At 35.8% G+C, this 23,089-nt stretch carries 21 protein-coding genes; 15 read left to right on the forward strand and 6 right to left on the reverse strand.

The window, feature by feature from the left end:
• Window positions 1-147: 147 nt before the first annotated feature.
• Both MKX31_RS04645 and calY read left to right on the forward strand, forming a co-directional pair.
• Window positions 148-924 carry a DUF4047 domain-containing protein gene (locus MKX31_RS04645; protein ID WP_340980171.1) on the forward strand — a complete coding sequence of 259 codons (777 nt, stop codon included), beginning with the start codon at window positions 148-150 and terminating at the stop codon, window positions 922-924.
• Window positions 925-1,325: 401 nt separating this feature from the next.
• Window positions 1,326-1,919 carry a biofilm matrix protein CalY gene (calY, locus tag MKX31_RS04650; protein WP_064476754.1) on the forward strand — a complete coding sequence of 198 codons (594 nt, stop codon included), beginning with the start codon at window positions 1,326-1,328 and terminating at the stop codon, window positions 1,917-1,919.
• A gap of 74 nt (window positions 1,920-1,993) precedes the next feature.
• Here calY and MKX31_RS04655 read toward each other — a convergent pair whose 3' ends face one another.
• Together MKX31_RS04655 and MKX31_RS04660 are read right to left on the reverse strand one after the other, a co-directional pair.
• Window positions 1,994-2,317, reverse strand: a complete 324-nt coding sequence (locus MKX31_RS04655; RefSeq protein WP_000578867.1) for a helix-turn-helix domain-containing protein — start codon at window positions 2,315-2,317, stop codon at window positions 1,994-1,996.
• Between the two features lie 79 nt (window positions 2,318-2,396).
• Entirely contained in the window at window positions 2,397-2,531 is a 135-nt protein-coding gene (locus MKX31_RS04660) for an anti-repressor SinI family protein (protein WP_000276217.1), read from the reverse strand.
• Between the two features lie 342 nt (window positions 2,532-2,873).
• Between MKX31_RS04660 and inhA1 the strand changes: the two genes are divergently transcribed.
• The 11 genes from inhA1 (at window position 2,874) to MKX31_RS04715 (ending at window position 16,008) form a co-directional block, all read left to right on the forward strand.
• The gene (inhA1, locus tag MKX31_RS04665) at window positions 2,874-5,261 is read left to right on the forward strand and encodes a M6 family metalloprotease immune inhibitor InhA1 (RefSeq protein ID WP_064476753.1); all 2,388 of its coding nucleotides are present in this window, start codon (window positions 2,874-2,876) and stop codon (window positions 5,259-5,261) included.
• Window positions 5,262-5,432: 171 nt separating this feature from the next.
• The gene (locus tag MKX31_RS04670) at window positions 5,433-6,800 is read left to right on the forward strand and encodes an aldehyde dehydrogenase (protein WP_064476752.1); all 1,368 of its coding nucleotides are present in this window, start codon (window positions 5,433-5,435) and stop codon (window positions 6,798-6,800) included.
• A 236-nt stretch (window positions 6,801-7,036) separates the two neighbouring features.
• The gene (potA, locus tag MKX31_RS04675; RefSeq protein WP_000720323.1) at window positions 7,037-8,020 is read left to right on the forward strand and encodes a spermidine/putrescine ABC transporter ATP-binding protein PotA; all 984 of its coding nucleotides are present in this window, start codon (window positions 7,037-7,039) and stop codon (window positions 8,018-8,020) included.
• Window positions 8,017-8,865 carry a spermidine/putrescine ABC transporter permease PotB gene (gene potB / locus MKX31_RS04680; protein ID WP_000715495.1) on the forward strand — a complete coding sequence of 283 codons (849 nt, stop codon included), beginning with the start codon at window positions 8,017-8,019 and terminating at the stop codon, window positions 8,863-8,865. Before potA ends, potB begins: the two co-directional genes overlap by 4 nt.
• Before the next feature lie 6 nt (window positions 8,866-8,871).
• The gene (gene potC / locus MKX31_RS04685) at window positions 8,872-9,672 is read left to right on the forward strand and encodes a spermidine/putrescine ABC transporter permease PotC (RefSeq protein WP_064476751.1); all 801 of its coding nucleotides are present in this window, start codon (window positions 8,872-8,874) and stop codon (window positions 9,670-9,672) included.
• Window positions 9,673-9,710: 38 nt separating this feature from the next.
• Window positions 9,711-10,760, forward strand: a complete 1,050-nt coding sequence (gene potD, locus MKX31_RS04690; protein ID WP_046957063.1) for a spermidine/putrescine ABC transporter substrate-binding protein PotD — start codon at window positions 9,711-9,713, stop codon at window positions 10,758-10,760.
• 59 nt (window positions 10,761-10,819) lie between these two features.
• The gene (locus MKX31_RS04695) at window positions 10,820-11,467 is read left to right on the forward strand and encodes a phosphatase PAP2 family protein (RefSeq protein ID WP_064476749.1); all 648 of its coding nucleotides are present in this window, start codon (window positions 10,820-10,822) and stop codon (window positions 11,465-11,467) included.
• A gap of 109 nt (window positions 11,468-11,576) precedes the next feature.
• Window positions 11,577-13,769, forward strand: coding sequence for an MMPL family transporter (locus MKX31_RS04700; protein WP_340980173.1), 2,193 nt, complete (start codon window positions 11,577-11,579; stop codon window positions 13,767-13,769).
• 101 nt (window positions 13,770-13,870) lie between these two features.
• Window positions 13,871-14,287, forward strand: a complete 417-nt coding sequence (locus MKX31_RS04705; protein WP_088048350.1) for a histidinol dehydrogenase — start codon at window positions 13,871-13,873, stop codon at window positions 14,285-14,287.
• A gap of 100 nt (window positions 14,288-14,387) precedes the next feature.
• Window positions 14,388-15,311, forward strand: coding sequence for an RluA family pseudouridine synthase (locus MKX31_RS04710; RefSeq protein WP_088048351.1), 924 nt, complete (start codon window positions 14,388-14,390; stop codon window positions 15,309-15,311).
• Window positions 15,312-15,402: 91 nt separating this feature from the next.
• A complete protein-coding gene (locus MKX31_RS04715) occupies window positions 15,403-16,008 on the forward strand; it encodes a DUF1648 domain-containing protein (protein WP_088048352.1) in 606 nt (201 codons plus the stop codon).
• 40 nt (window positions 16,009-16,048) lie between these two features.
• Here MKX31_RS04715 and MKX31_RS04720 read toward each other — a convergent pair whose 3' ends face one another.
• From MKX31_RS04720 to MKX31_RS04735, 4 genes are all read right to left on the reverse strand, one after another.
• Window positions 16,049-16,876 (reverse strand): CAP domain-containing protein, encoded by an 828-nt coding sequence (locus MKX31_RS04720; RefSeq protein ID WP_064476745.1) that lies wholly within the window; start codon window positions 16,874-16,876, stop codon window positions 16,049-16,051.
• Window positions 16,877-17,340: 464 nt separating this feature from the next.
• On the reverse strand, window positions 17,341-18,669 hold the full coding sequence (locus MKX31_RS04725) for a (Fe-S)-binding protein (RefSeq protein WP_064476744.1): 1,329 nt from the start codon (window positions 18,667-18,669) through the stop codon (window positions 17,341-17,343).
• Window positions 18,666-20,078, reverse strand: coding sequence for a glycolate oxidase subunit GlcD (gene glcD, locus MKX31_RS04730; RefSeq protein ID WP_088048353.1), 1,413 nt, complete (start codon window positions 20,076-20,078; stop codon window positions 18,666-18,668). Before glcD ends, MKX31_RS04725 begins: the two co-directional genes overlap by 4 nt.
• 117 nt (window positions 20,079-20,195) lie before the next feature.
• Complete coding sequence (locus tag MKX31_RS04735; protein ID WP_088048354.1) at window positions 20,196-21,311, reverse strand: CdaR family transcriptional regulator; 1,116 nt, start codon at window positions 21,309-21,311, stop codon at window positions 20,196-20,198.
• 136 nt (window positions 21,312-21,447) lie between these two features.
• On the opposite strand from MKX31_RS04735, the gene MKX31_RS04740 reads away from it, so the two are divergent.
• Both MKX31_RS04740 and MKX31_RS04745 read left to right on the forward strand, forming a co-directional pair.
• Window positions 21,448-22,422: a YVTN family beta-propeller repeat-containing protein gene (locus MKX31_RS04740; protein ID WP_088048355.1), complete on the forward strand. Its 975-nt coding sequence runs from the start codon at window positions 21,448-21,450 to the stop codon at window positions 22,420-22,422.
• Window positions 22,415-23,086: a response regulator transcription factor gene (locus MKX31_RS04745; protein WP_064476740.1), complete on the forward strand. Its 672-nt coding sequence runs from the start codon at window positions 22,415-22,417 to the stop codon at window positions 23,084-23,086. Before MKX31_RS04740 ends, MKX31_RS04745 begins: the two co-directional genes overlap by 8 nt.
• The last annotated feature ends 3 nt before the right edge of the window (window positions 23,087-23,089 follow it).

Raw genomic sequence — 23,089 nt, forward strand, 5'->3', positions numbered from 1 at the left:
GGATCATATCAAAAGAGGTAGTCTCTTTTTATGTTAAAAGAGAAATGTAAAAAGAAGCATAATTTTTATATCATTTTGTAATTCACTTTATTATAATAAAGATATAGTTCTTGATAAAGAACAAGTTGTTCGATAGGAGAGATTAAAATGCTGAAGCCACCTAGCAATTTCAAAAAGATGCTTATATTGCCATGTTTGTGTTCTATTACTTTTTATTTAGGCTCTCAAATGATGACTTATACAGAAGCAGCTTTCGTTCATGAAACGAAAGTAACGGCTACCATTTCTACAGCAAGTATTTTTCCAAAAACAGTTGATCAATTAACAGAACAAGCTAAGCAACATAAGGAAGTTATTTTGCGTGAGTATGAAGGGATGAAATTGAAATTAACCTTTACTTCCATTCAAGAGTTAGAGCAGGTGCTTACTACGTGGAAGCAAGGGCGTGAGAAAATAGTTGCGGAAAGAGAATTGTTACAAAAAGTATATGTATCAATAGAGAGTCCTTATAATCAAGTGCAAGAAGAGTTAAAAAGTAATACAACCGAATCGAATAAGCAAGTATTCTCGTATGTGAATGCGGGCTTCCATATAGTGAAAGACAATTGTGAGTATGTTGATAAAGAGGTAAAGTTACAGGTGATTGATAAACAAATTCAAGATTTTGAGAAGTTACTAGTAGATGAAACAGCAAAACTAGAAGAGGGTAAGAAACAAGAAGAAGCGAAAAAATTAGAAGAGAAGAAGCAAGAAGAAGCGAAAAAGTTAGAAGAGAGTAAGAAACAAGAAGAAGCGAAAAAGTTAGAAGAAAGTAAGAAACAAGAAGAAGCGAAAAAGTTAGAAGAGAGTAAGAAACAAGAAGAAACAAAAAAGCTAGAAGAGAAGAAGAAACAAGAAGAACAGAAAAATAAAGATAGCAAGTAAAATATAGTAACATTCCAGAGCAGATAGGGATCATAAAACAAATAGGTGAGGAGGGCACTATCACTCGCCTATTTTTCGTATCCTTCTCATCTTATTTAGCCACCTAGAGGTAGTTAGATGGATGAGGGATACTAATTAGTGGAGATAGGTCAAGAAATCAACAAAATCTTTTCTTGATTTCTTGATATTTTACTGAAAAATCAAAATAATATTGAGAAATAAAAATAACTGAAAATATTAATAAATATGTGTTGTATTTATATAGGTTTGTTCGTTATAATGAACACAAGGTTTTTAAAAAAGAACAAATATTAGCTAAGCTAATATAGTTTTAGTTACATCTCTTATTTTAAATAAGAGATAGCAATAAAAATATAAAAAACAGCTAGGGGGAATTGATTGTGAGTCTGAAAAAGAAATTAGGTATGGGAGTTGCATCAGCAGCATTGGGGTTATCTTTAATTGGTGGAGGAACATTCGCTTACTTTAGCGATAAAGAAGTATCTAACAATACATTTGCAGCTGGGACGTTAGATCTTACATTAGACCCTAAAACGCTTGTAGATATTAAAGATTTAAAACCAGGGGATTCTATTAAGAAAGAGTTCTTATTAAAGAATAGCGGTACATTAACAATTAAAGACGTTAAACTAGCAACAAAGTATACTGTGAAAGATGCAAAAGGCGATAATGCTGGTGAAGACTTTGGTAAGCACGTTAAAGTGAAATTCCTTTGGAACTGGGATAAACAAAGTGAGCCTGTATATGAAACAACTTTAGCAGATTTACAAAATGCTGATCCAGATCTTTTAGCTAAAGACATCTTTGCTCCTGAGTGGGGAGAAAAGGGTGGATTAGAAGCAGGCACAGAGGATTATCTGTGGGTACAATTTGAATTTGTAGATAATGGGAAAGAACAAAATATCTTCCAAGGTGATTCATTGAATTTAGAATGGACATTCAATGCTAACCAAGAAGCTGGCGAAGAAAAATAATTAAAAAGCGGGGATTCCCCGCTTTTTTTATAAAGAAAAAAGAAGTGCTGGTTGTAAGCACTTCTTTCTATTTATTATTTTTGATCGTGCTTCCATTTTGTAAATTCAAGAAATTCACGAAATTGTTCTTTGGAGACACCTGAGCTCATCGCATCTTTAACGAGTTGTGTCCATTCGGAGTCTAAGTGATTTTCCTTTGCTGTTTCATCATGAAGTAGAGTATCAACTGGAATTTGTAGAACTGCTGCAATTTTTTCAAGAAACTGAATGGAAGGGTTTTTTTGTAAATTTCGTTCTATAGAACTAATGTAAGATTTAGCAACACCAGCTTTTTCGGCAAGTTCAGTTAATGAAATACCTTTTTGTAAGCGAAGGCGTTTTATACGTTCTCCAATCATATTTGCGCACCTTTCTATCAATATGTAGTCGTCTTATGATGTCATTATTATAACATAAACTTCGTTAAAAAGAACAAGCCTATTGAGCCTGACTGGATGGCTTCATACGTTGGAAAAAATGTTCGATATCTTGCAGGGCGATACCAGCATCTAGAGCTTCAAGTATTAAATCAATCCATTCTTGGTCCAGTGCGTCAGTCTTATCTTTGTACAAATGTAATTCCTCCCTAATTATCGGTCATAACTGCTGCTACAGAATATATGATAATGCAATCGCATTTTGTGTTTTATATAGTGAATTATCAAATATTTTGTAGATAAAACAAAGATAAAATCCCCATTAAATTCCCTCTATGGAAATTATAAAGTTTCTGACAAGTATTTTCAATATTTTCAGAAAACATTGTTGAATTGTGATATATTCGTATGCTAACTATGGAATTTTTACAAATGTATTAAAAACATTACATAATATGACTAAATATTGAAAAAATATTGAATTTTTAATAAAATTCAATTTGTAATACATATTATTTATTAGGGGAGGAAATAAGGGATGAACAAGAAACCGTTCAAAGTTTTGTCATCAATCGCTTTGACAGCTGTATTAGGTCTTTCGTTCGGAGCTGGTACTCAATCTGCATATGCTGAAACGCCTGTGAATAAGACAGCTACGAGCCCAGTTGATGATCATTTAATTCCGGAAGAACGTTTAGCAGATGCGCTAAAAAAACGTGGGGTAATTGATTCGAAGGCTTCAGAGAAAGAAACAAAGAAAGCTGTCGAAAAATACGTAGAGAACAAAAAGGGTGAAAATCCTGGGAAAGAAGTAACAAATGGGGACCCACTTACGAAAGAAGCATCTGACTTTTTAAAGAAAGTGAAAGATGCAAAAGCAGATACGAAAGAAAAGTTAGACAAACCAGCAACAGGAACACCTGCAGCGACAGGCCCAGTTAAGGGTGGTCTAAATGGTAAAGTACCAACATCTCCAGCAAAGGGAAAAGAATATAACGGTGAAGTTCGTAAAGATAAAGTACTCGTTTTACTTGTAGAGTACGCTGACTTTAAACATAACAATATCGATAAAGAGCCTGGCTATATGTATTCGGAAGACTTTAACAAAGAACATTATGAAAAAATGTTATTCGGTAATGAGCCATTTGCGTTAGAGGATGGAAGCAAAATCGAAACGTTTAAACAATATTATGAAGAGCAATCTGGTGGTAGTTACACAGTAGACGGAACGGTTACAAAATGGTTAACAGTTCCTGGTAAAGCTGCTGATTACGGTGCGGATGCTGCTACAGGTCATGATAATAAAGGACCAAAAGGACCACGTGATTTAGTAAAAGATGCATTAAAAGCAGCTGTAGATAGCGGTATTGATTTATCTGAGTTTGATCAGTTCGATCAATACGATGTAAATGGTGATGGAAATCAAAAGCAACCGGACGGGTTAATTGATCACTTAATGATTATTCATGCAGGTGTTGGACAAGAAGCGGGCGGTGGTAAATTAGGTGACGATGCAATTTGGTCACATCGCTGGACAGTTGGACCAAAACCATTCCCAATTGAAGGTACACAAGCGAAAGTTCCATATTGGGGCGGAAAGATAGCGGCATTCGACTATACAATTGAGCCAGAAGATGGCGCAGTTGGTGTATTCGCGCATGAATATGGTCATGATTTAGGCCTTCCAGATGAGTATGATACAGACTATACTGGTCATGGTGAGCCAATTCAAGCTTGGTCTGTTATGAGTGGCGGAAGCTGGGCTGGTAAGATTGCAGGAACAACGCCAACGAGTTTCTCACCACAAAATAAAGAGTTTTTCCAAAAAACAATTGGTGGTAACTGGGCGAATATCGTAGAAGTAGATTACGAGAAATTAAATAAAGGTATCGGTCTAGCAACATATTTAGACCAAAGTGTTACGAAAACGAACCGTCCAGGTATGATTCGTGTAAACTTACCTGATAAAGATATAAAAACGATTGCTCCAGCATTTGGTAAGCAGTACTACTACAGCACAAAAGGTGACAATCTTCATACAACGTTAGAAACACCATTGTTCGATTTAACGAATGCAACGAATGCGAAATTTGATTTCAAATCGTTATATGAAATCGAAGCAGAGTATGATTTCCTTGAAGTACATGCTGTAACAGAAGATGGGCAAAAAACGCTAATTGAAAAACTTGGTGAGAAAGCAAATAGTGGAAATGCACATTCGACAAATGGAAAATGGGTTGATAAATCATATGATTTAAGCCAATTCAAAGGTAAGAAAGTAAAATTAACATTTGAATACATTACAGATGGTGGTTTAGCATTAAACGGTTTCCTACTTGATAATGCTTCATTAACAGTAGATGGCAAAGTAGTATTCTCTGATGATGCAGAAGGTACACCACAATTTAAATTAGATGGTTTCGCAGTTTCTAACGGAACTGAGAAGAAAAAACATAACTACTATGTAGAGTGGAGAAATCATACTGGATCAGATAGCGCATTGAAATTTGCTCGCGGTCCAGAATATAACTCTGGTATGGTTGTATGGTATGCAGACTCAGCTTACACAGATAACTGGGTTGGTTTACATCCAGGACATGGTTTCCTTGGTGTAGTTGACTCTCATCCAGAAGCAATTGTAGGAACTTTAAATGGTAAACCGACAATTGACAGTAGTACACGATTCCAAATCGCTGATGCGGCGTTCTCATTCGATAAAACGCCAGCATGGAAAGTTGTATCTCCAACTCGTGGAACGTATACGTATAACGGCTTAGCAGGTGTGTCGAAGTTTGATGATTCAAAAACGTATATTAATCAACAGATTCCAGATGCAGGACGTATTTTACCGAACCTTGGCCTAAAGTTTGAAGTAGTAGGACAAGCTGATGATAATTCTGCAGGTGCTGTTCGCTTATATCGTTAATACAGTAAAACTACCGAGAGATTTTCTTTCGGTAGTTTTTTTGTGAGCAATGAATTTTATATAAAAGAAGAAATTATATATAATGTAACTTTACGAATAGAAATTTATTATATATGAAGTCTATATAAATAATGAAAGAATTGGATAAAAATAGTGGGAGAAGGTGAATGAATGAGTGTTTCTTCTATTGTAAATAAACAAAAAGCATATTTTTATAATGGCCATACGAGAAGTGTAGAAGTGAGAAAGAATAATTTGAAGAAGCTTTATGAAGGCATTCAGCGTTTTGAAGAAGAAATATTTCAGGCATTGAAATTAGATTTAAATAAGTCAGTTCATGAGTCGTTTACAACGGAAGTTGGATATGTATTAAAAGAAATTTCCTTTCAATTGAAGCATATTTCATCGTGGAGTAAACCGAAGCGGGTTCGAACAGCACTCACTCATTTTGGATCAAAGGGGAAAGTAGTTCCTGAACCGTACGGTGTGACACTTATTATTGCACCATGGAACTATCCATTTCAATTAGCAATTGCACCTCTTGTAGGAGCGTTGGCGGCTGGAAATACAATTGTTTTAAAGCCATCAGAGCTAACGCCAAACGTTTCCAAAGTGCTTACGAGGATGTTAGAGGAATTATTCCAAGAAGAGCTTGTAGCGGTAGTAGAAGGCGGTGTAGAAAAGAGTACGGAATTGTTAAAGGAACCGTTTGATTATATTTTCTTTACAGGTAGTGTCGGTGTTGGAAAAGTTGTGATGGAAGCAGCGGCGAAACGGTTGACGCCACTCACGTTAGAACTTGGGGGAAAAAGCCCATGTATTGTACATAAAGATGCAAAAATAGATGTAACAGCAAGACGAATTGTGTGGGGGAAGTTTTTAAATGCAGGGCAAACGTGTGTAGCGCCTGATTATATGTATGTGCATGCTTCGGTGAAAGAACAGTTAATCGAGGCATTACGACACGAAATTGCGGAGCAGTATGGAAAAGATTCACTAAACAATGACAATTATGTACGAATTGTGACTGAACGTCATTTTGAACGTTTATGTGCATTTTTGAAAGATGGTAAAACGGTAATCGGCGGGAACTATAAAAAAGAAACTTTACATATAGAACCAACAGTGTTAACGAATGTTACATGGCAAAGTACTGTTATGGAAGATGAAATTTTTGGTCCGATTTTACCAATTGTAGAATATGACAACATAGAAGAGGTAATTGGAACAATTCAGCAACAACCAAAGCCGTTAGCGTTATATGTATTTTCTGAAGATAAAGAAGTACAAAAGAAAGTGACGAGTAATATTTCATATGGCGGAGGCTGTATTAATGATGTTGTCTATCATCTTGCAACGCCATATTTACCTTTTGGTGGTGTTGGAAGTAGTGGATTAGGTAGTTATCATGGGGAAGAAAGTTTTCGGACTTTTTCACATTATAAAAGCATTTTAGCCCAATCTACGGCATTCGATATGAAAATTCGTTACTCTTCTACAAAAAGTGCTTTAAAATTCATACGAAAGTTGTTAAAATGATGATGGTGTTTATCAGTAGGCGTAGCCGTATGATAATAGCCCCTTCGCAATGGAAGGGGTTTTTCTGTTCGACATATGTATCATGCAAAAATGAATCAAACATACTACATAAAGAATAGAAGAGAACGCTGCTAAACAACCATTTTTGTTTGGATCGAAACAAAAAATAGTCTATAGAACATAAATATTTATTCATGAATATAAAAATTAAAATTTAAGGTAGATAGGACGGGAAAATGAAAAAGATTATTAAAGTTGAAGCAGTAGAAAAACATTTTGGAAATCAAGTGATTATCCCACCTCTTTCTTTAGACATTAAAGAAGGGGAATTTTTAACGATTTTAGGGCCGAGTGGTTGCGGGAAAACAACGTTACTTCGCATGATCGCAGGTTTTGAAACGCCAACTAAAGGGAATCTTTTATTAGATGATGAAAAGATTAACGATTTGCCACCATATAAGCGTCATATGAACTTAGTGTTCCAACATTATGCGCTATTCCCACATATGAATGTGGAGAAAAATATTTGTTTCGGTATGAAAATGCAGAAAGTACCGGCAGCAGAGCAGAAAGAGCGTGCTGAAGAGGCAATGCGTTTAACGCAGTTACTTGAGTTCCGTAATCGTAAACCTGCAAAGCTTTCTGGTGGACAGCAACAGCGTGTAGCAATTGCGAGAGCGATTGTAAATAACCCGCGTGTATTATTACTAGATGAGCCACTTGGGGCGTTAGACTTTAAGTTAAGAAAAGATTTGCAACGTGAATTGAAAAACTTACAACGTAATTTAGGAATTACATTCATATACGTAACGCACGATCAAGAAGAAGCGATGAGCATGAGTGATCGTATTGTCGTTATGAATAAAGGACATATTGAGCAAATTGGAACGCCGAAAGAAATTTACAATAAGCCGAAAACAATGTTCGTTGCGACATTTATCGGTGAAAATAATATTGTGAAAAACGGGGAAGGCTATGTAGCAATTCGCCCTGAAAACGTAAAGGTACGTTCGGTTGAAGAGCCGATTTTAAAAGAATACCATCTTGGACATATTGAAGACGTTGAGTTTGTTGGAAATATGGAAAAGCTGTATGTACGTGACGAGAAAACATCAGAATTACTAATGGCATATCAAACTGCTGAAGAAGCAGCGCAGTGGAGCATTGGAGATAATGTATACGTAGGCTGGGAGCAAGAGGACGAGGTGACCTTAAATTGAAAAAAGGGAAATTACTCGCACTACCGACAGTCGCGTGGCTGTTAATCTTCTTCCTAATTCCCCTTCTGTTTGTATTGGCATTTGCCTTTATGCAGCGCGGGGCATATGGGACAGTGGAAATGCAATTTACGTTAGAGAATATAGCTCGTGTGTTTGATCCACTATACATGGGAACGTTATGGGAAACTGTTAAGATTGCAGTTATTACAACAGTAATCTGTTTAGTAATTGGTTATCCATTTGCTTATACAATTACAATTGTTGATCGCAAATACCGTTCCATTCTTTTATTATTGGCAACGATCCCGTTTTGGATTAACTTCCTTGTTCGTTCATACGCATGGATTGTTATTTTACGTTCACAAGGTCTTGTAAACACATTGCTATTGAAACTAGGTATTATAAGTGAACCTTTAAATTTACTATATAACACACCTTCTGTAATACTCGGAATGGTCTATTCTTTATTACCATTTATGATTTTACCGGTGTATGCAGCGATTGAGCAGCTTGATAAGCGTAAGCTAGAAGCAGCTTATGATTTAGGAGCAACACCAGCAAAGGCATTTTGGAATGTAACAGTACCAATGACAATGTCAGGGATTGCTACTGGTTCTATTTTAGTGTTTGTTTCTTCTATCGGAATGTTTGTTGTATCAGACGTTATGGGTGGATCGAAAGTAGCATTAATCGGAAACGTAATTCAAAATCAATTCTTAGGAGCGCGTGACTGGCCGTTTGGATCTGCGTTATCTATGATTGTTGTTCTATTCTCTGTTCTGTTAATTTACTTATATTATCGTGCAACGAAAGTATATAAATATGATGGAAACGGAGGGGAATAGGCAAAGATGAAGAAGTTTTTAGTTTCTTATTCTTGGTTAATTTTATTGTTCTTGTATTTTCCAATGATGGTTTTAATGGTATATTCCTTCAATGATTCTCGCATTAATGCGGAATGGGAAGGTTTTACATTCCATTGGTATACAGATTTATTTCAAAAGCAAGATGTTATTGATGCGTTTGTAAATAGTATGACGATTGCGATCGTAACGACGGTTGTAACGACAGTTCTTGGTGTGATTTTCGCGATTGCATTACATCGTTATAAATATCGTTATGAAGGGGCTATTAACGGTCTTGTGTATTTACCAATTTTAATTCCTGATATTTTAATGGGATTATCTTTACTTATCTTATTTAGTCAATTAGGTATGGAGCTTGGCAAAACAACAATTATTATTGCGCACATTACATTTAGTATTTCATTTGTTGTCGTTATTTTAGCAGCACGTCTTTCTGGAATGGGACGTGATTTAGAAGAGGCTGCCAATGATTTAGGAGCAACGCCGTGGCAAACATTTCGTTATGTAACGTTCCCGGCAATTGCACCAGGAGTTGTTTCAGCCGCATTATTAACATTCACATTATCAATTGATGATTTTGTAATTAGTTTCTTCGTATCAGGACCAGGATCAACAACATTGCCATTATACATTTACAGTATGGTTAAGCGCGGAGTATCACCAGAAATTAATGCACTTTCTACAATTTTAATTGTGGCTATCGTAGGATTAATGGTTCTATCTGAAATCTTCCGTAACAAAGGTGCAGATGGTGAAGAAAACTCTGGAGGACACCTTCCTTTATAATACGAACGATATAGAAAGTACGAGGAGGTAATAAACCGATGAAATTAATAAAAAGATTAGCCGGCGCAGCAATTAGCTTTAGCCTTGTTGCTGGTGTACTTGCTGGTTGTGGTGAAAAGAAAGAAGAGTTAAATATTTATAGCTGGGCTGACAATTTTGATGAGCAAGTGCTAAGAGATTTTGAAAAGAAATATAACGTGAAAATTAACTATGATAAGTATGCAAGTAATGAAGAAATGCTTGCGAAATTACAAGCAGGTGGCGCGAAGTATGATTTAATTCAGCCGTCTGATTACATGGTTAAAACAATGGCGAAAATGGATTTATTAGCGCCGTTAGACAAAAAGAATATCCCGAATATCGAAAATATGGTTTCTAACTTCAAAACACCGGCGTTTGATCCAGAGAATAAATATTCTTTAGTATATACTTGGGGTGTAACAGGTATTGCATACAATAAAAAGTATGTGAAAGAAGCTCCTACAAGCTGGGCTGACCTATGGAATGAAAAATATAAAGGGCATGTAACTTTATTAAATGATTCTCGTGAAGTGTTAGGAATGGGTCTTAAAAAGCATGGATTCTCAAACAGCACGAAAGACGATACACAGTTAAAGACAGCAGCAGATGATTTAAAGAAGCTGCTTCCAAACTTATTAGCATTTGATACAGATAATATTAAACAAAAATTCATTACAGAAGATGCTTGGATCGGAACAGTTTGGTCTGGAGATGCAGCATTTATCGCAAAAGATAATAAAGATGTAGAGTACGTTGTACCAAAAGAAGGCGGCACAATTTGGGCTGATACGTTAGCAATTCCAAAAGGTGCGAAAAACAAAGAGCTTGCAGAGAAGTTTATGAACTACTTATTAGATGAAAAAGTAAGTGTGAAAAACTACGAGTCAATTGGATACAGTAATCCTAATGAAAAAGCTCATCCTCTTCATAGTAAAGAATATCGTGATAATCATATGATCTTCTTAACGAAAGAAGAATTAGATCGTACGGAATGGCTTGTTGATGTAGACGATAAGCTAAAAGACTATGATCGTTACTGGACAGAGTTAAAAACAAAAGGTAAATAAGTAAGGAAATGCGGTTTCTAAAGTAGAAATCGCATTTTTTCATAGTAGGAGGAAATCGCTTGAAAAAGAAGTTGCATCAATATGAGGTAGTATGTATCGTTTTATTACTTGCTGTATTTGGCATTGTTGCTTGGCGCGTACATGCGGGTGGCGTTACAGTGATGGATACATATGTCCGAGCATTAGTAACAGGATTACAAACAGAAGGTTCGCTTACATTTTTTTCACACTATACAAAATTAGGTTCTGCTATCGGGATTGTAACTACGCTGGCTATAAGTTTACTTGTTTTTTGGAGAAAACGTTATTATGCTGCGATGATCGTGTATCCAATGGGCATTTTAATAACACATCTTGTTAATAAAGGGATAAAAGAAATTGTGAAAAGAGAGCGTCCGTCGTTAAATGAAGCGTTGGATGCGCTTGGATATAGCTTCCCTAGTGGGCATGCAATGTTATCTATTATGACATTCGGATTTCTTGCTTATATCATTGCGGCAAATTTGAAGAGTGTAACGGGGAAATATGTTATAACGATTTTGATGGGAATCGTAATTGTATCGATTGGATTAAGTAGAGTTATTTTAAATGTACATTATCCAACTGATATTTTAGCTGGTTATTGCGTAGGTGGTATTTTGTTAATTATAGCGATTTACTGCCATCGTTTACTTACGGAGAGATTGGGACTTAATAAAGAGAGATAAAAAACGTCTGGAAAAACTATCAATATAGTGTTTCCAGACGTTTTTTGTTTGTACGAAGATGTGATACAGTATAAATGACAATTGAATTATTTAAAGTAGGTGAAAATGTGTGAAAACAAATGTAAATAAAGTAGATAAGTGGGGGAAATTAGGCGCTTTTTTGTATCAGTTTCGTTATACAGTAATTGTAGCATTACTATTGCTTGCGATCGCACTTGGTATTTTCGCTCCAAAGCTGCCGGGGGTATTAGGTGGTGATGGTTTCCAAACGGAAGGGGACTATCAAAAAACGAAAGAAATTTTAGATAAAGATTTTAAGAGGTCTCAAGACACACTGCTACTCGTTTTTGAAAAAAACAAAGGTGTTTCACATGAGGAATTTCAAAAGCAAGTAGAGGAAATTGTAAAGAATGTACAAGAGAAAGAGACTTATGAATCTTTCCATCACCCAGTGCAAAATAAAGAAATGTTACAAGATGATATTGGCTATGCGACAATTTTATTTTCCGGGAAAACAATTAAGGAACGAATGGAAAAGACGTTACAATTTGCTGATAAAGTCGAAAAGGAAAGTAATGCAGCGTTAAAAGTAACGCCAACAGGATTTCCAAAAATTAATCAAGAGATTAATGAAAGAACGCAAAATGACTTAAAAGTAGCAGAGATGATTGGGTTACCGATTGCATTTCTCGTATTACTATTTTCATTTGGTAGCCTTTTGGCATCTATTTTACCAATTGTAAATGGAGCACTTAGTGTTATTAGTACGATGGGCATATTATACTTTATAGGTAGCGATAAGGAACTATCTATCTTTGTGTTAAATGTTGCACCGATGATCGGACTTGCGCTATCTATTGATTTTGCACTATTATTTGTAAATCGCTTTCGAGAGGAAGTTGCAAAGCGAACGGTAAAAGAAGCGATAGCAATTACATATCAAACAGCAGGGCGCGCTATCGTATTTTCAGGATTATGTGTATTTGTTGGATTATCCGGCTTGTTTTTCTTTAAAATCGATTATATTCAGTCTGTCGCAATTAGTGGAATGATTGTTGTGATTATGAGTATTTTATTCTCACTCACACTTCTTCCAACGTTATTGTCATTAATTGGGAAACGGATATTAAAAAAGAATCAAGTAGCGCATACGCCGGCAAAGGCGTGGCGTAAGTTTGCACAATTTGTAATGAAACATCCAATTGCGATGATTATTGTTGTTACAACATTTATTGTTATTTGCTTATTACCGTTACGTACAGCTAATTTGCAGTTCCCTGACGTAGAAGCTCTACCTAAACAAAGTGATACAAGAATTGCATATGAGAAGTACGAAGAGGCATTTAATAAAACTGCAAAAAAACATGCTGATGTTACGTTAGTGGTAGAGACGAAAAAAGATATGAAAGAAAAAGAAAGTTTACAAAAGATAGAAGAAGTCGTTCAAAAGTTAAAAGATGATAAGAAAGTATATGAAGTGAGAAGCTTATACGACGGGTTAACTGGTATGAAAGCAGATCAAGTTGCTGGAATGTTAGAGTCGCCAGAAGCTGCGAAACTAGCTCCTATATTTGAAGCATATACGAAAGGAAATAAGACGACGATAGAAATCTTTTTGAAAACAAAACCACGTACTGAAACTGCTAAACAGTGGGTTCGTGATTTTAAACAAAATTATAAAGAAACAGATGTTACGTATTATTTAGGTGGGATGACGACGTTCCAACAAGAGTTAGAAGATGAAATTAAAGATAAAGTTGCAATTGGTATGTCTGTTATATTTGGATCTACCTTTGTTATATTATTATTTGCATTCCGATCTATACTCATTCCGATTAAGGCGATTATTATGAATATACTTAGTTTAAGCGCAACAATTGGAATTGTTGTTTGGTTATTTGAAGGTGGGCATTTTGGTTTAGAAGCAAGTCCTGTTCTATTTGTCTTACCAATCTTCATTTTCGGTCTCGTATTTGGGCTTAGTATGGATTATGAAGTTTTTCTTATTTCACGTATTCATGAGTTATATGAAGAAACAGGAGATAATGATCAAGCGACGTTAGAAGGACTTGTGTCAACAAGTAGGATCATTACATCAGCTGCGTTAATTATGATTGTTGTAACTGGTGCGTTCGCCTTTACTGATATTTTACCAGTACGGCAAATGGGGCTTGGTGTTGCATTAGCGATATTCCTTGATGCAACAATTATTCGTCTTATGCTTGTACCAAGTTTAATGAAACTGTTTGGAGATTGGAACTGGTGGTTACCATTTCGAAAGAAAAGAGAAAAATCATCGTAAAAAATACTCATCTTATAGATGAGTATTTTTTTATGAATAGCAAGACCTACATTTTGCAAATAGTATGTGATAAGAACATTACATATAAGTAGGTGAAGGCAATGTTTCGTTATTTTAAGTTTAAGCTAAATGATACAGTACAGTTTGCAGAAAACGATGGGCATATGTATCGCATTGTCGGTTATCGGTTAGAAAAAGGATATTATCCAAAAGATGAATGGACTCATATCATTTATGAATTGCTTAGAGATTTTGATGGGTATACGATGGATGCGGAAGAGGAGGAACTTGTAAAGGTCATTCAAGTAGAGGATGAGTATTACAAAATACAAGAAGTATCAGGCTATCGTTATCCGGTAAAAATGAAGCAAAAACAACAAGTGATGAAAATAGAAAAAATTGATGACTTATTAGATACGTATAATGATTATAAAAGATTGGCGGATTTCTTTGAAGATTTATCGTATGAGCAAAAAGCGGAAGAAGTATTGCAGGAAATGAAACGGCGTAGAGCGTGAGGGGGACAGTCTACTATAAGACTGTCCTCTATTTTTGACGGTGCATCAAATTGTGTTTTCCGTTACAATGAGAGAATCAATAGAAATAAGGTGATACAGTATGGAAACGAAGAAGAAGGGCGAATGGTGCGAAATTACTGTTCCAGTGAAATGGAATGGCATAAGTATTGATTCGTTATTAAAAATAGAATGGGAAATACCGAAAAAGTTGTTACATCAGCTTCGTATGGAAAAAGGTATTACCGTTAACGGAGAACAGAAAAGATGGAATGAGCTTTTAAAAGAAGGCGATAAGTTACAAGTACATATGTTTATGGAAGAAGAATACGATGTAGAGCCTCAATATGGTGAATTAGATGTAGTATATGAAGACGATCACGTACTCATCGTAAATAAGCCTGAGAAGATGGATACGCATCCTGCGGAAAAAGGTGGAACGGGAACACTTGCAAACCTTGTTGCTTTTCATTTTCAAATGCAAGGTTTAGAGACGAAGATTCGTCATATTCATCGGTTAGATAAAGATACGACAGGTGGTGTCGTGTTTGCTAAGCATAGAATTGCTGGTGCAATTATGGATCGTTTATTAATGGAACGAAAAATTAAAAGAACATATGCAGCGATTGTGGAAGGGAAAGTAAAAGGTAAGCAAGGAACAATTGACGCAGCTATTGGAAGAGATCGCCATCATGCGACGAGACGACGTGTTTCTCCAAAGGGGGACCAAGCAATCACATATTATAAAGTAGAGAAGTATTTTAAAAAACAAAATGCTACGTTCGTAACGTTACAATTAGAAACAGGTAGAACACATCAAATTCGTGTTCATATGAGCTATCATGGTAATCCATTAGTTGGAGATGTATTATACGGTGGACAAACGAAATATATGTCCAGGCAAGCATTACATGCGATGAAAATTCATTTCTTGCATCCAATTACGAAAGAAGAGATCGAAGTGGATGTACCATTTCCGACAAAATTAAATAATACAATGAAAGAATTTCAAAGAATGAATGCATAAAGTGTAAGTTTAAATTTGAGAAAAATAGATTCTTGCAGGAATTTCTCTAAAAGAAGCGAAGCCGTTAAGAGAAAAGAGAGGTGAGAATTACTTGGTCAAATATAAATATATACTAGGAATATTTTTCGCTTGTCTTTTAGTTACTCTATGCCTCTATCCATACTTACCAAACCTTATGGCAGTACATTGGAATGAAAATGGTGAGCCAAACGAGTTTATGAGTAAACAAGTTGTTATAGCATTTATTCCTTGTCTTATTATTTTTTTACATGGATTCGTGTATATTATTTCACATTATGTATATAAGCTTAATGAAGGCGAGCATGTCATTATAAGTGGATTTCTAAAGACGATTACTTTATTTATGTTGTTTATCCATCTGCTCATTCTCTTTATTAATTTTGGAAGCATGATATCCTTTCAGACAGGACTAACAATTGGAATTAGTTTGTTTCTTTTTATGCTTAGTAAAGGATTTAAAAAAGTTAAGAGTACGGAAAAGGACCCAGTCAAATTACAAAAAATTCGTTTAGTGAGTAGGCGGATTTTTCAAGTGATGGCATGTAGTATATGGTTTTCCTTGTTTTTGAACTTGAAATGGGGATTTTATGTGTTACTTAGTGTAATAAGTTGTGGCTCTATTTTGTTTATGTTCTACATATTGTACTCATACATAATAGAAAGTTATGAAACGTAAAAAAGAGTCTTCTCATTATGAGAAGACTCTTTTAATCTATTTACTTCGTAATAAATTGTTGTGTCCAGTAGTTGCCGCTTTCTACATAGCCAACACCGATGTGAGTGAAGCCGTTATTTAAGATATTTGCACGGTGTCCAGCACTGTTCATCCAAGCTTGTACTACCTCTTCAGGTGTACGTTGGCCTTGAGCGATATTTTCACCTGCAGATGTATAAGAAATACCAAATTTCTTCATCATGTCAAATGGAGACCCATATGTAGGGCTGTTATGATCAAAGTAGTTATTCTTCTGCATATCTTCAGATTTAACACGTGCTACTTTGCTTAATTCAGTATCGATTTTTAGTGCCGGTAAGCCTTGTTTTGCACGTTCAGCGTTTGTTAATTCAACAACACGTTGTTCGAATTCGCTTAAAGATTTTGCTTCTTCAGCAGGCTTTTGCTCAGCAGGTTTTTGTTCAGTAGGTTTTTGAGTATTGTTGTTTTCAGCTGGTTTTTGAGCTTCTGGTTTTTGAACTTCTTCAGCAGGCTTTTGCTCAACTGGTTTTTGCTCAGCAGGCTTTTGAGTTTCTGGCTTAGCTGTTGGTTGCTCAGTTACAACATTTTCAGTTGGTTGTTGACCAGGAATGAAGCAGTTTGGTTGGAAATTTCCTTGTTGCCATTGTGCTAATGACTCAACGCCCATAGATTGTAAGAATGCTTGTAATTCTTGTTGGTTCATTTGCTTCATCATCACTTTTGAATGCTGAATATTTTGAACCTTTATGTTAGATGGTTGTACAGTTGCAGCTTGTGCATCTAAAGATGATACTCCTAAAGTAAGAGCTGTTGCAGCAGCTACAGATAATAAAACACGCTTTTTCATGATGTGTGTCCCCCTATATAAAGTTTTAATTTGTTTTCACACGATTTGTTTTGACAGCCTGTCTGACTGACAAATTCATCGTAGCATACAATTTGCGAGAAAAAAGATGGAAAAAAATTCATAGACTTTAAAATTACCTAATTTATCCTAATTGAAGAAAAGGAAAAAAATAAGAGAAACATAGAGTATAAAAGGAATTTTCAGCATTTTTATACTTCGTTTTAAGAGGGGGTTTTTGGATAAATGTACCTATATTGAAAATGAAGAATCCTATTGTATCAATGATTTGAGCGTTTTTTCGAGGAATATACTGGATTGATTTTTACACAACTGTAATGTTTCTGTTGTTCTTTTTTATAATAAAGTAACATATTCTTAATCTTGTAGCGGACAAAAAAGCGGCTATCTCTTTACATAGACGAAGGAGATAGCCGTTTTCCTATTATTACGTATGTTACGAGTTATTACGAGTTGGTTTCAATTGCTTCTAATAATAAATCTACAATGTGAATTCCTCTCATTTTATGAGAAAGTCCTTCTCGTTCAATGCCTAATTTCATTTGTAGTAGGCAACCTGGGTTTGCAGTAACAATAGTTGCTGCTTCTGTTTCATGTACACAGTCCATTTTATAATCTAGAAATTCCATGGATAGTTCTGAATGAACAATATTGTAAATACCAGCAGAACCACAGCAGCGATCCGCATCTTTCATTTCACAGTATGTTGCGCCTTGAATTGCTTCTAGTAACATACGAGGTTCTGAAGATGTTCGCATAACATTTCGTAAATGACAAGAGTCTTGATACGTAATAATTTGCGATGGAAGTCGTAAGTCATTCCGTTTATGGAAATCTAGTTCTACTAGAATAGCAGTAATATCTTTAATTTTAGAAACAAACTGCTTTGCGCGTTCAGCCCACTGTGGATCATCTTTTAAAAGATGATCGTAGTCTACGAGGTAAGCTCCGCAACCACCTGCATTCGTAATAATATAGTCGATGTTTAAATCTTCGAATGCTTTTATATTTCGTTTCGCTAATTCTTTCGCTCCACTCTTTTCACCAGCATGCCCATGTAATGCACCGCAGCAACTTTGTGTTTTCGGAATAACGATATCACAACCAGCTAACTGAAGAAGTTTCATCGTTGCGTTATTTGTTTCTAAAAACATCGTATCCATTAAACAGCCTGTGAAGAATGCAACTTGTTTCTTCTTCGTACTTTCAGCAGGTAAAAATGCAGGACGATCTTTCATTGCTTTCATTTTAGGGACTTTTGGTAAAACAAGATCCATCGTTGCAAGTGTTTCAGGGAATAACTTCATAATCCCTGTTTTATGTGTTAGCGTTTGTAAACCAGAACGCTGATAAAATCCGATTAACCCTGTTAATGTTCTCATTCGATTTTGATGCGGGAAGAGCCCTTCAAAAACGACTTTACGAACGGCTCTCACTGGCATCGAGAACTTTTTATTTTGATTTATAATATCACGAGTTTCTTCTAATAAATGTCCATAATTTACACCAGATGGACAAACAGGTTCACAAGCACGGCAGCCAAGGCAAACATTCAATGTATTTTCAACATCTTCATCTGGCTCAATTAAACCGTCAACGACCGCTTTCATTAATGCGATACGTCCTCGTGGTGAATGTGATTCTTTATATCCAGATTGGATGTAAGTAGGGCAAGTTGGTAAGCAGAAACCGCATCGCATACAGTTTAGTAGTTCATCTTCACTTAATCGTTCTTTAAATTCCTTTTGAATGTTTTCTTTATTTAATGTTGTCATCGCTCAACCACCACTCTTTTGCGAGTGTCTTTCGCGAACATCTTGCCTGGATTCATAATGTTATTTGGATCGAAGGCTTGTTTAATTCCTTGCATAGCAGCAATACCTTCTTTACCTAATTTCATTTCTAAATACGGAGCTTTCATCGCACCAACACCATGCTCACCAGTAATCGTGCCGCCAAGTTCAATTGCTTTTGCAAATATTTCAGCAAAAGCTTGTTCAGCCCTGTGCATTTCTTCTTCATTACGAGCATCTGTCATACAAGTTGGGTGTAGGTTGCCATCACCAGCATGCCCAAACGTACAAATAGGAATGTTATATTTTTTTGCAATTGCATTAATCGCTTCAACCATTGGAGCTATTTGTGAGCGTGGTACCGTTGCATCTTCTAGTATTGTAGTAGGTTTTAATCTTGCAAGTGCTGATAGTGCACTACGGCGAGCTGTCCGAAGCGCATCTGCTTCCGCTTCATTTTTTGCAATGCGAACATCGACTGCATTCATAGAGCGGCAAACGTTAGCCATTTTTTCAATATCTCGATTGACAACTTCAGGCGGACCGTCTTGTTCGATTAATAAAATTGCTTTTACATCAGTTGGTAAACCGATTTGTGCAAACTCTTCTACTACTTCAATTGTCGGCTGGTCTAAAAACTCAAGTGTTGCTGGAATGATTTTATTTGCAATAATAGAAGAAACAGCATGTGCAGCTTCATTAATATCTTCATATAGTGCAAGCATCGTTTTCTTCGTTTCAGGCATAGGAACAAGTTTTAATATCGCTTCTGTTACGACGCCAAGTGTTCCTTCAGAACCGATAAATAAACGAGTTAAATCGTAACCAGCTACATCTTTTGCTAATTTACCGCCAGTGCGAATAATATCGCCATTTGGTAAGACAAGTTCAAGACCCATCACATAATCACGTGTTACGCCATATTTTAATCCGCGTAAGCCACCTGAGTTTTCATTAATGTTACCGCCGATTGTAGAAATTTTCATCGAGCTTGGATCAGGTGGATAAAATAAACCTTTTTCTTCTACTGCTTTAATAATATCAAGTGTAATTACACCAGCTTGTACAGTAATTGTTAAATTCTCTTCATCAATTTCTAAAATGTTATTCATATGGCGGAAGATAAGGACGATACCGCCTTCAAGTGGACATGTCCCCGCGCAAAGGTTTGTTCCAGAACCACGAACATATACAGGAATGTTGTGAGTGTTACATATCTTTAACACTTCAGCTACTTCATTTGTATTACGAGGAGCAATGACTGCATCAGGCATTGCTTGGAAGTTTGGAGTGGCATCATAACTATACGTTAAACGCCCCATATTGGATGTATCTACATTATCTTCGCCAACAATGGATACGAATGAATGAATAATTTGCTTTTCTAACATTGGAAATCCCCCTCAAACTGTTAACGTATTTAGTCATCATAAAAAACGTTGTAACAGTGCTTTCATTATAATGATAAAAAAATTGGGGGATTCTTTCTATGTATAATCATCTAAGGATTAATCTAATTTATCATTATTTTTTGTATGATTATCTAATAAGAGGAGCGAGAAGTATAAAATGTTTAAGTCTTTGAATTGTTTCGGGTCAAGTTCTGTATGCTCCTCAATCTTTTTAAGTCTGTAATGCAATGTGTTAATGTGTATATGTAATTGTTCAGCTGTTTGTTTATAGGATTGGTTATAATCAATAAATAAGCGTAAAGTGTGCATAAGCTCAGGAGATGATAGTAAGTTTTCGATGGTGCGCCTTAGAAACTGTTCCCGCGTTGCAGCAGAAATATCTTGTAAGCACATTTCTAAACGTAAATCTTCATTAAATACAATTTTTTTCGTTTCAAGTGATACGGAAAGAGCTTGTAATGCTTGCTCGTACGATAAGTTCATATTGCTTGGTGTAACGGATTGTCCAATCCCAATATATAAAGGAATAGAAAACGAATTTTCACAGTCTTGTTTTAATCTTTTTAAAAATTGATACGTTTGCTCTTTGGAGTTTGTGGCTGTAAATAAAATGAATCGATCATTTCCCCAACGAACAAATAGATGCTCCTTTGTTAATAGATTGTGTACGTGTTGCCAAATCTTACGCTGAAGCATCGTGTCATTTTGATCGATAGAGAACAAAATAAGTTGTTTCTTCTTATATAAATCAATACCAAGTGTTTTTGCACGATCGAGAAAGCTTGAAGACCAGTCTGTATTTTGAAGCCAATCAAAGACAAATGCTTCATAAGAACGGTGTTCAAGTTCTAGTTGTTCTAAAAAGTAGTTTTCGTGAATGAGTAGTTCGGTCATTTTACGTAATATTTCCCCGTATTGTGAAATGTTTTCAGGTTCGCCTGTAATTCCAATGACACCAATTACTTCGTCATGAAATAGTAAGGGGAGGTTCATACCCGCCTTTACGCCTTGCAAACGTCGTTCATCTTCTTTTGTAATAATGACAGTTTTCTTTTGTTTCGCGCATCGGAGTGCACCTTCATGAAATTGGCCGATTCTTTCTACATCTGTACTCGCGATAATAACACCTTGTATATTAATGATAATAATATTTTCTTTAATTAGTCTGCGTACTTCTCGTACAATTTTATTCGCTAAATCAGGAAAAAGCATAATTTGCACACCTCAAATTCTATTTGTTGTACATTATATATGTAAATGCAGTAAGAAAGGGAAATTTCACACTTTCCACACATTTATTTGTTATTTTACAATTATAACGAAATCATCCGAAGATGGAGGGAATCTTTTGAGAAAGTATGTTTTTCTTCTCTGTTTTTTATTTCTATTAGTAGGGTGTCAAGGAAGTTCATATACACCGATTGCTAAAGAGAAAAGTGTTATTATAACAACGAATATAAAAGAAGGTAGTATCAGTTTTGTTGATGAAAAAACTAAAAAGTTAATTACGACATGGGAACTTAATGAACCAATGGCAGGAGTTGCACTACTTCCAAACGGTGAGGACATACTTGTATATGGCAAGCAGTTAGAGTACATGTATGTATATTCACTAGCAGAAGGAAGGCAAGTGGACAAATATAAAACTGGAAAAGGCATTGTAAATGTGATTGTATCCGAGGATAAAAAACAATTATTTGCTGCCGATCAAACTGCTCAAAAGGTAAGGTTCTTTACGATAAAAGGGAAAGAGACAGGGAGTGTATCAACAGGAAAAGGACCAATAACGATGGTAGAGCACGATAACCAGTTATCTGTATTAAACTTTTATGATACGAAGCTAACGACCATTGATACAAAGAAAAAAGAAGTGATACAATCCTTTATGATTCCCCCAGCATCAACGGGAGCGACAATTAGCCCAGATGGGAAAGAAATATGGATTGGCGGACATGGTGATGGAAATCAAGTCAATGAAAAAGTATTAGTGTATTCATTGCAGAGCGGAGAAATGGTACGTTCTTTACATGCTCCGTTTATGCCTGTGAATATAACGAAGGATAATAAGTATGTATTTGCATTAAGTCACGGTTCGAATACGCTTAGAAAGTTTGATGTTAGCACGTATAAAGAGGTTGCTTCTGTAGAAGTAGGATCGAATCCATTTGCATTTTTGAAGAGCGAAGCAGAAGGATACGTAGCAAGCTATGATAGTGATGAAGTGTGCGTCATGGATATGAAGAGTTTGAAAATAAAACAAACAATTAAAGTCGGAAAAGGGCCGTTTCAACTCATAGAGAGGGAAGGGAAGGACAATGAGTAAATATAGGGTGCTAGTTGTAGATGATGAAAGTGATATGAGGCAGCTTGTTGGAATGTACTTAGATAATTTTGGATACGAGTGGGGAGAAGCTGAAAATGGAAAAGAGGCGCTAAAAAAATTAGAGACGAATCATTATGATTTCGTTGTATTAGATATTATGATGCCAGAGATGGATGGACTTTCAGTTTGTAAAGAAATTAGAAAAACGTCGGATGTACCAATTATATTTTTAACAGCAAAAGGTGAAGAGTGGAATAGGGTGAACGGCTTACGTATGGGAGCAGATGATTATATTGTAAAGCCATTTAGTCCTGGAGAATTAATTGCTCGTATGGAGGCTGTGTTAAGACGGTATACAAAGCAAGAGCAACAAGAGGAGATTCAGTTTGGACCGATCCTTATTAATGAAAAAAGTAGGAAGATTGAGGCTGATGGTGAGCCGATTTCTCTTACAGTAAAAGAGTTTGATTTACTCTATTTTCTTTGCCAACATACGGGACAAGTATTTAGCCGGGAACAATTGCTGGAAAAGGTATGGGGATATGATTATGCGGGAAGTACAAGAACAGTGGATACGCACGTGAAAACGATGCGTTTGAAGCTTGGAGAAAGTGGAAACTACATTCAAACGGTTTGGGGTGTAGGCTATAAATTTGAGGTGTAACGT

The sequence above is a fragment of the Bacillus sp. FSL M8-0063 genome (assembly GCF_038005545.1).
Classification (GTDB): domain Bacteria; phylum Bacillota; class Bacilli; order Bacillales; family Bacillaceae_G; genus Bacillus_A; species Bacillus_A wiedmannii.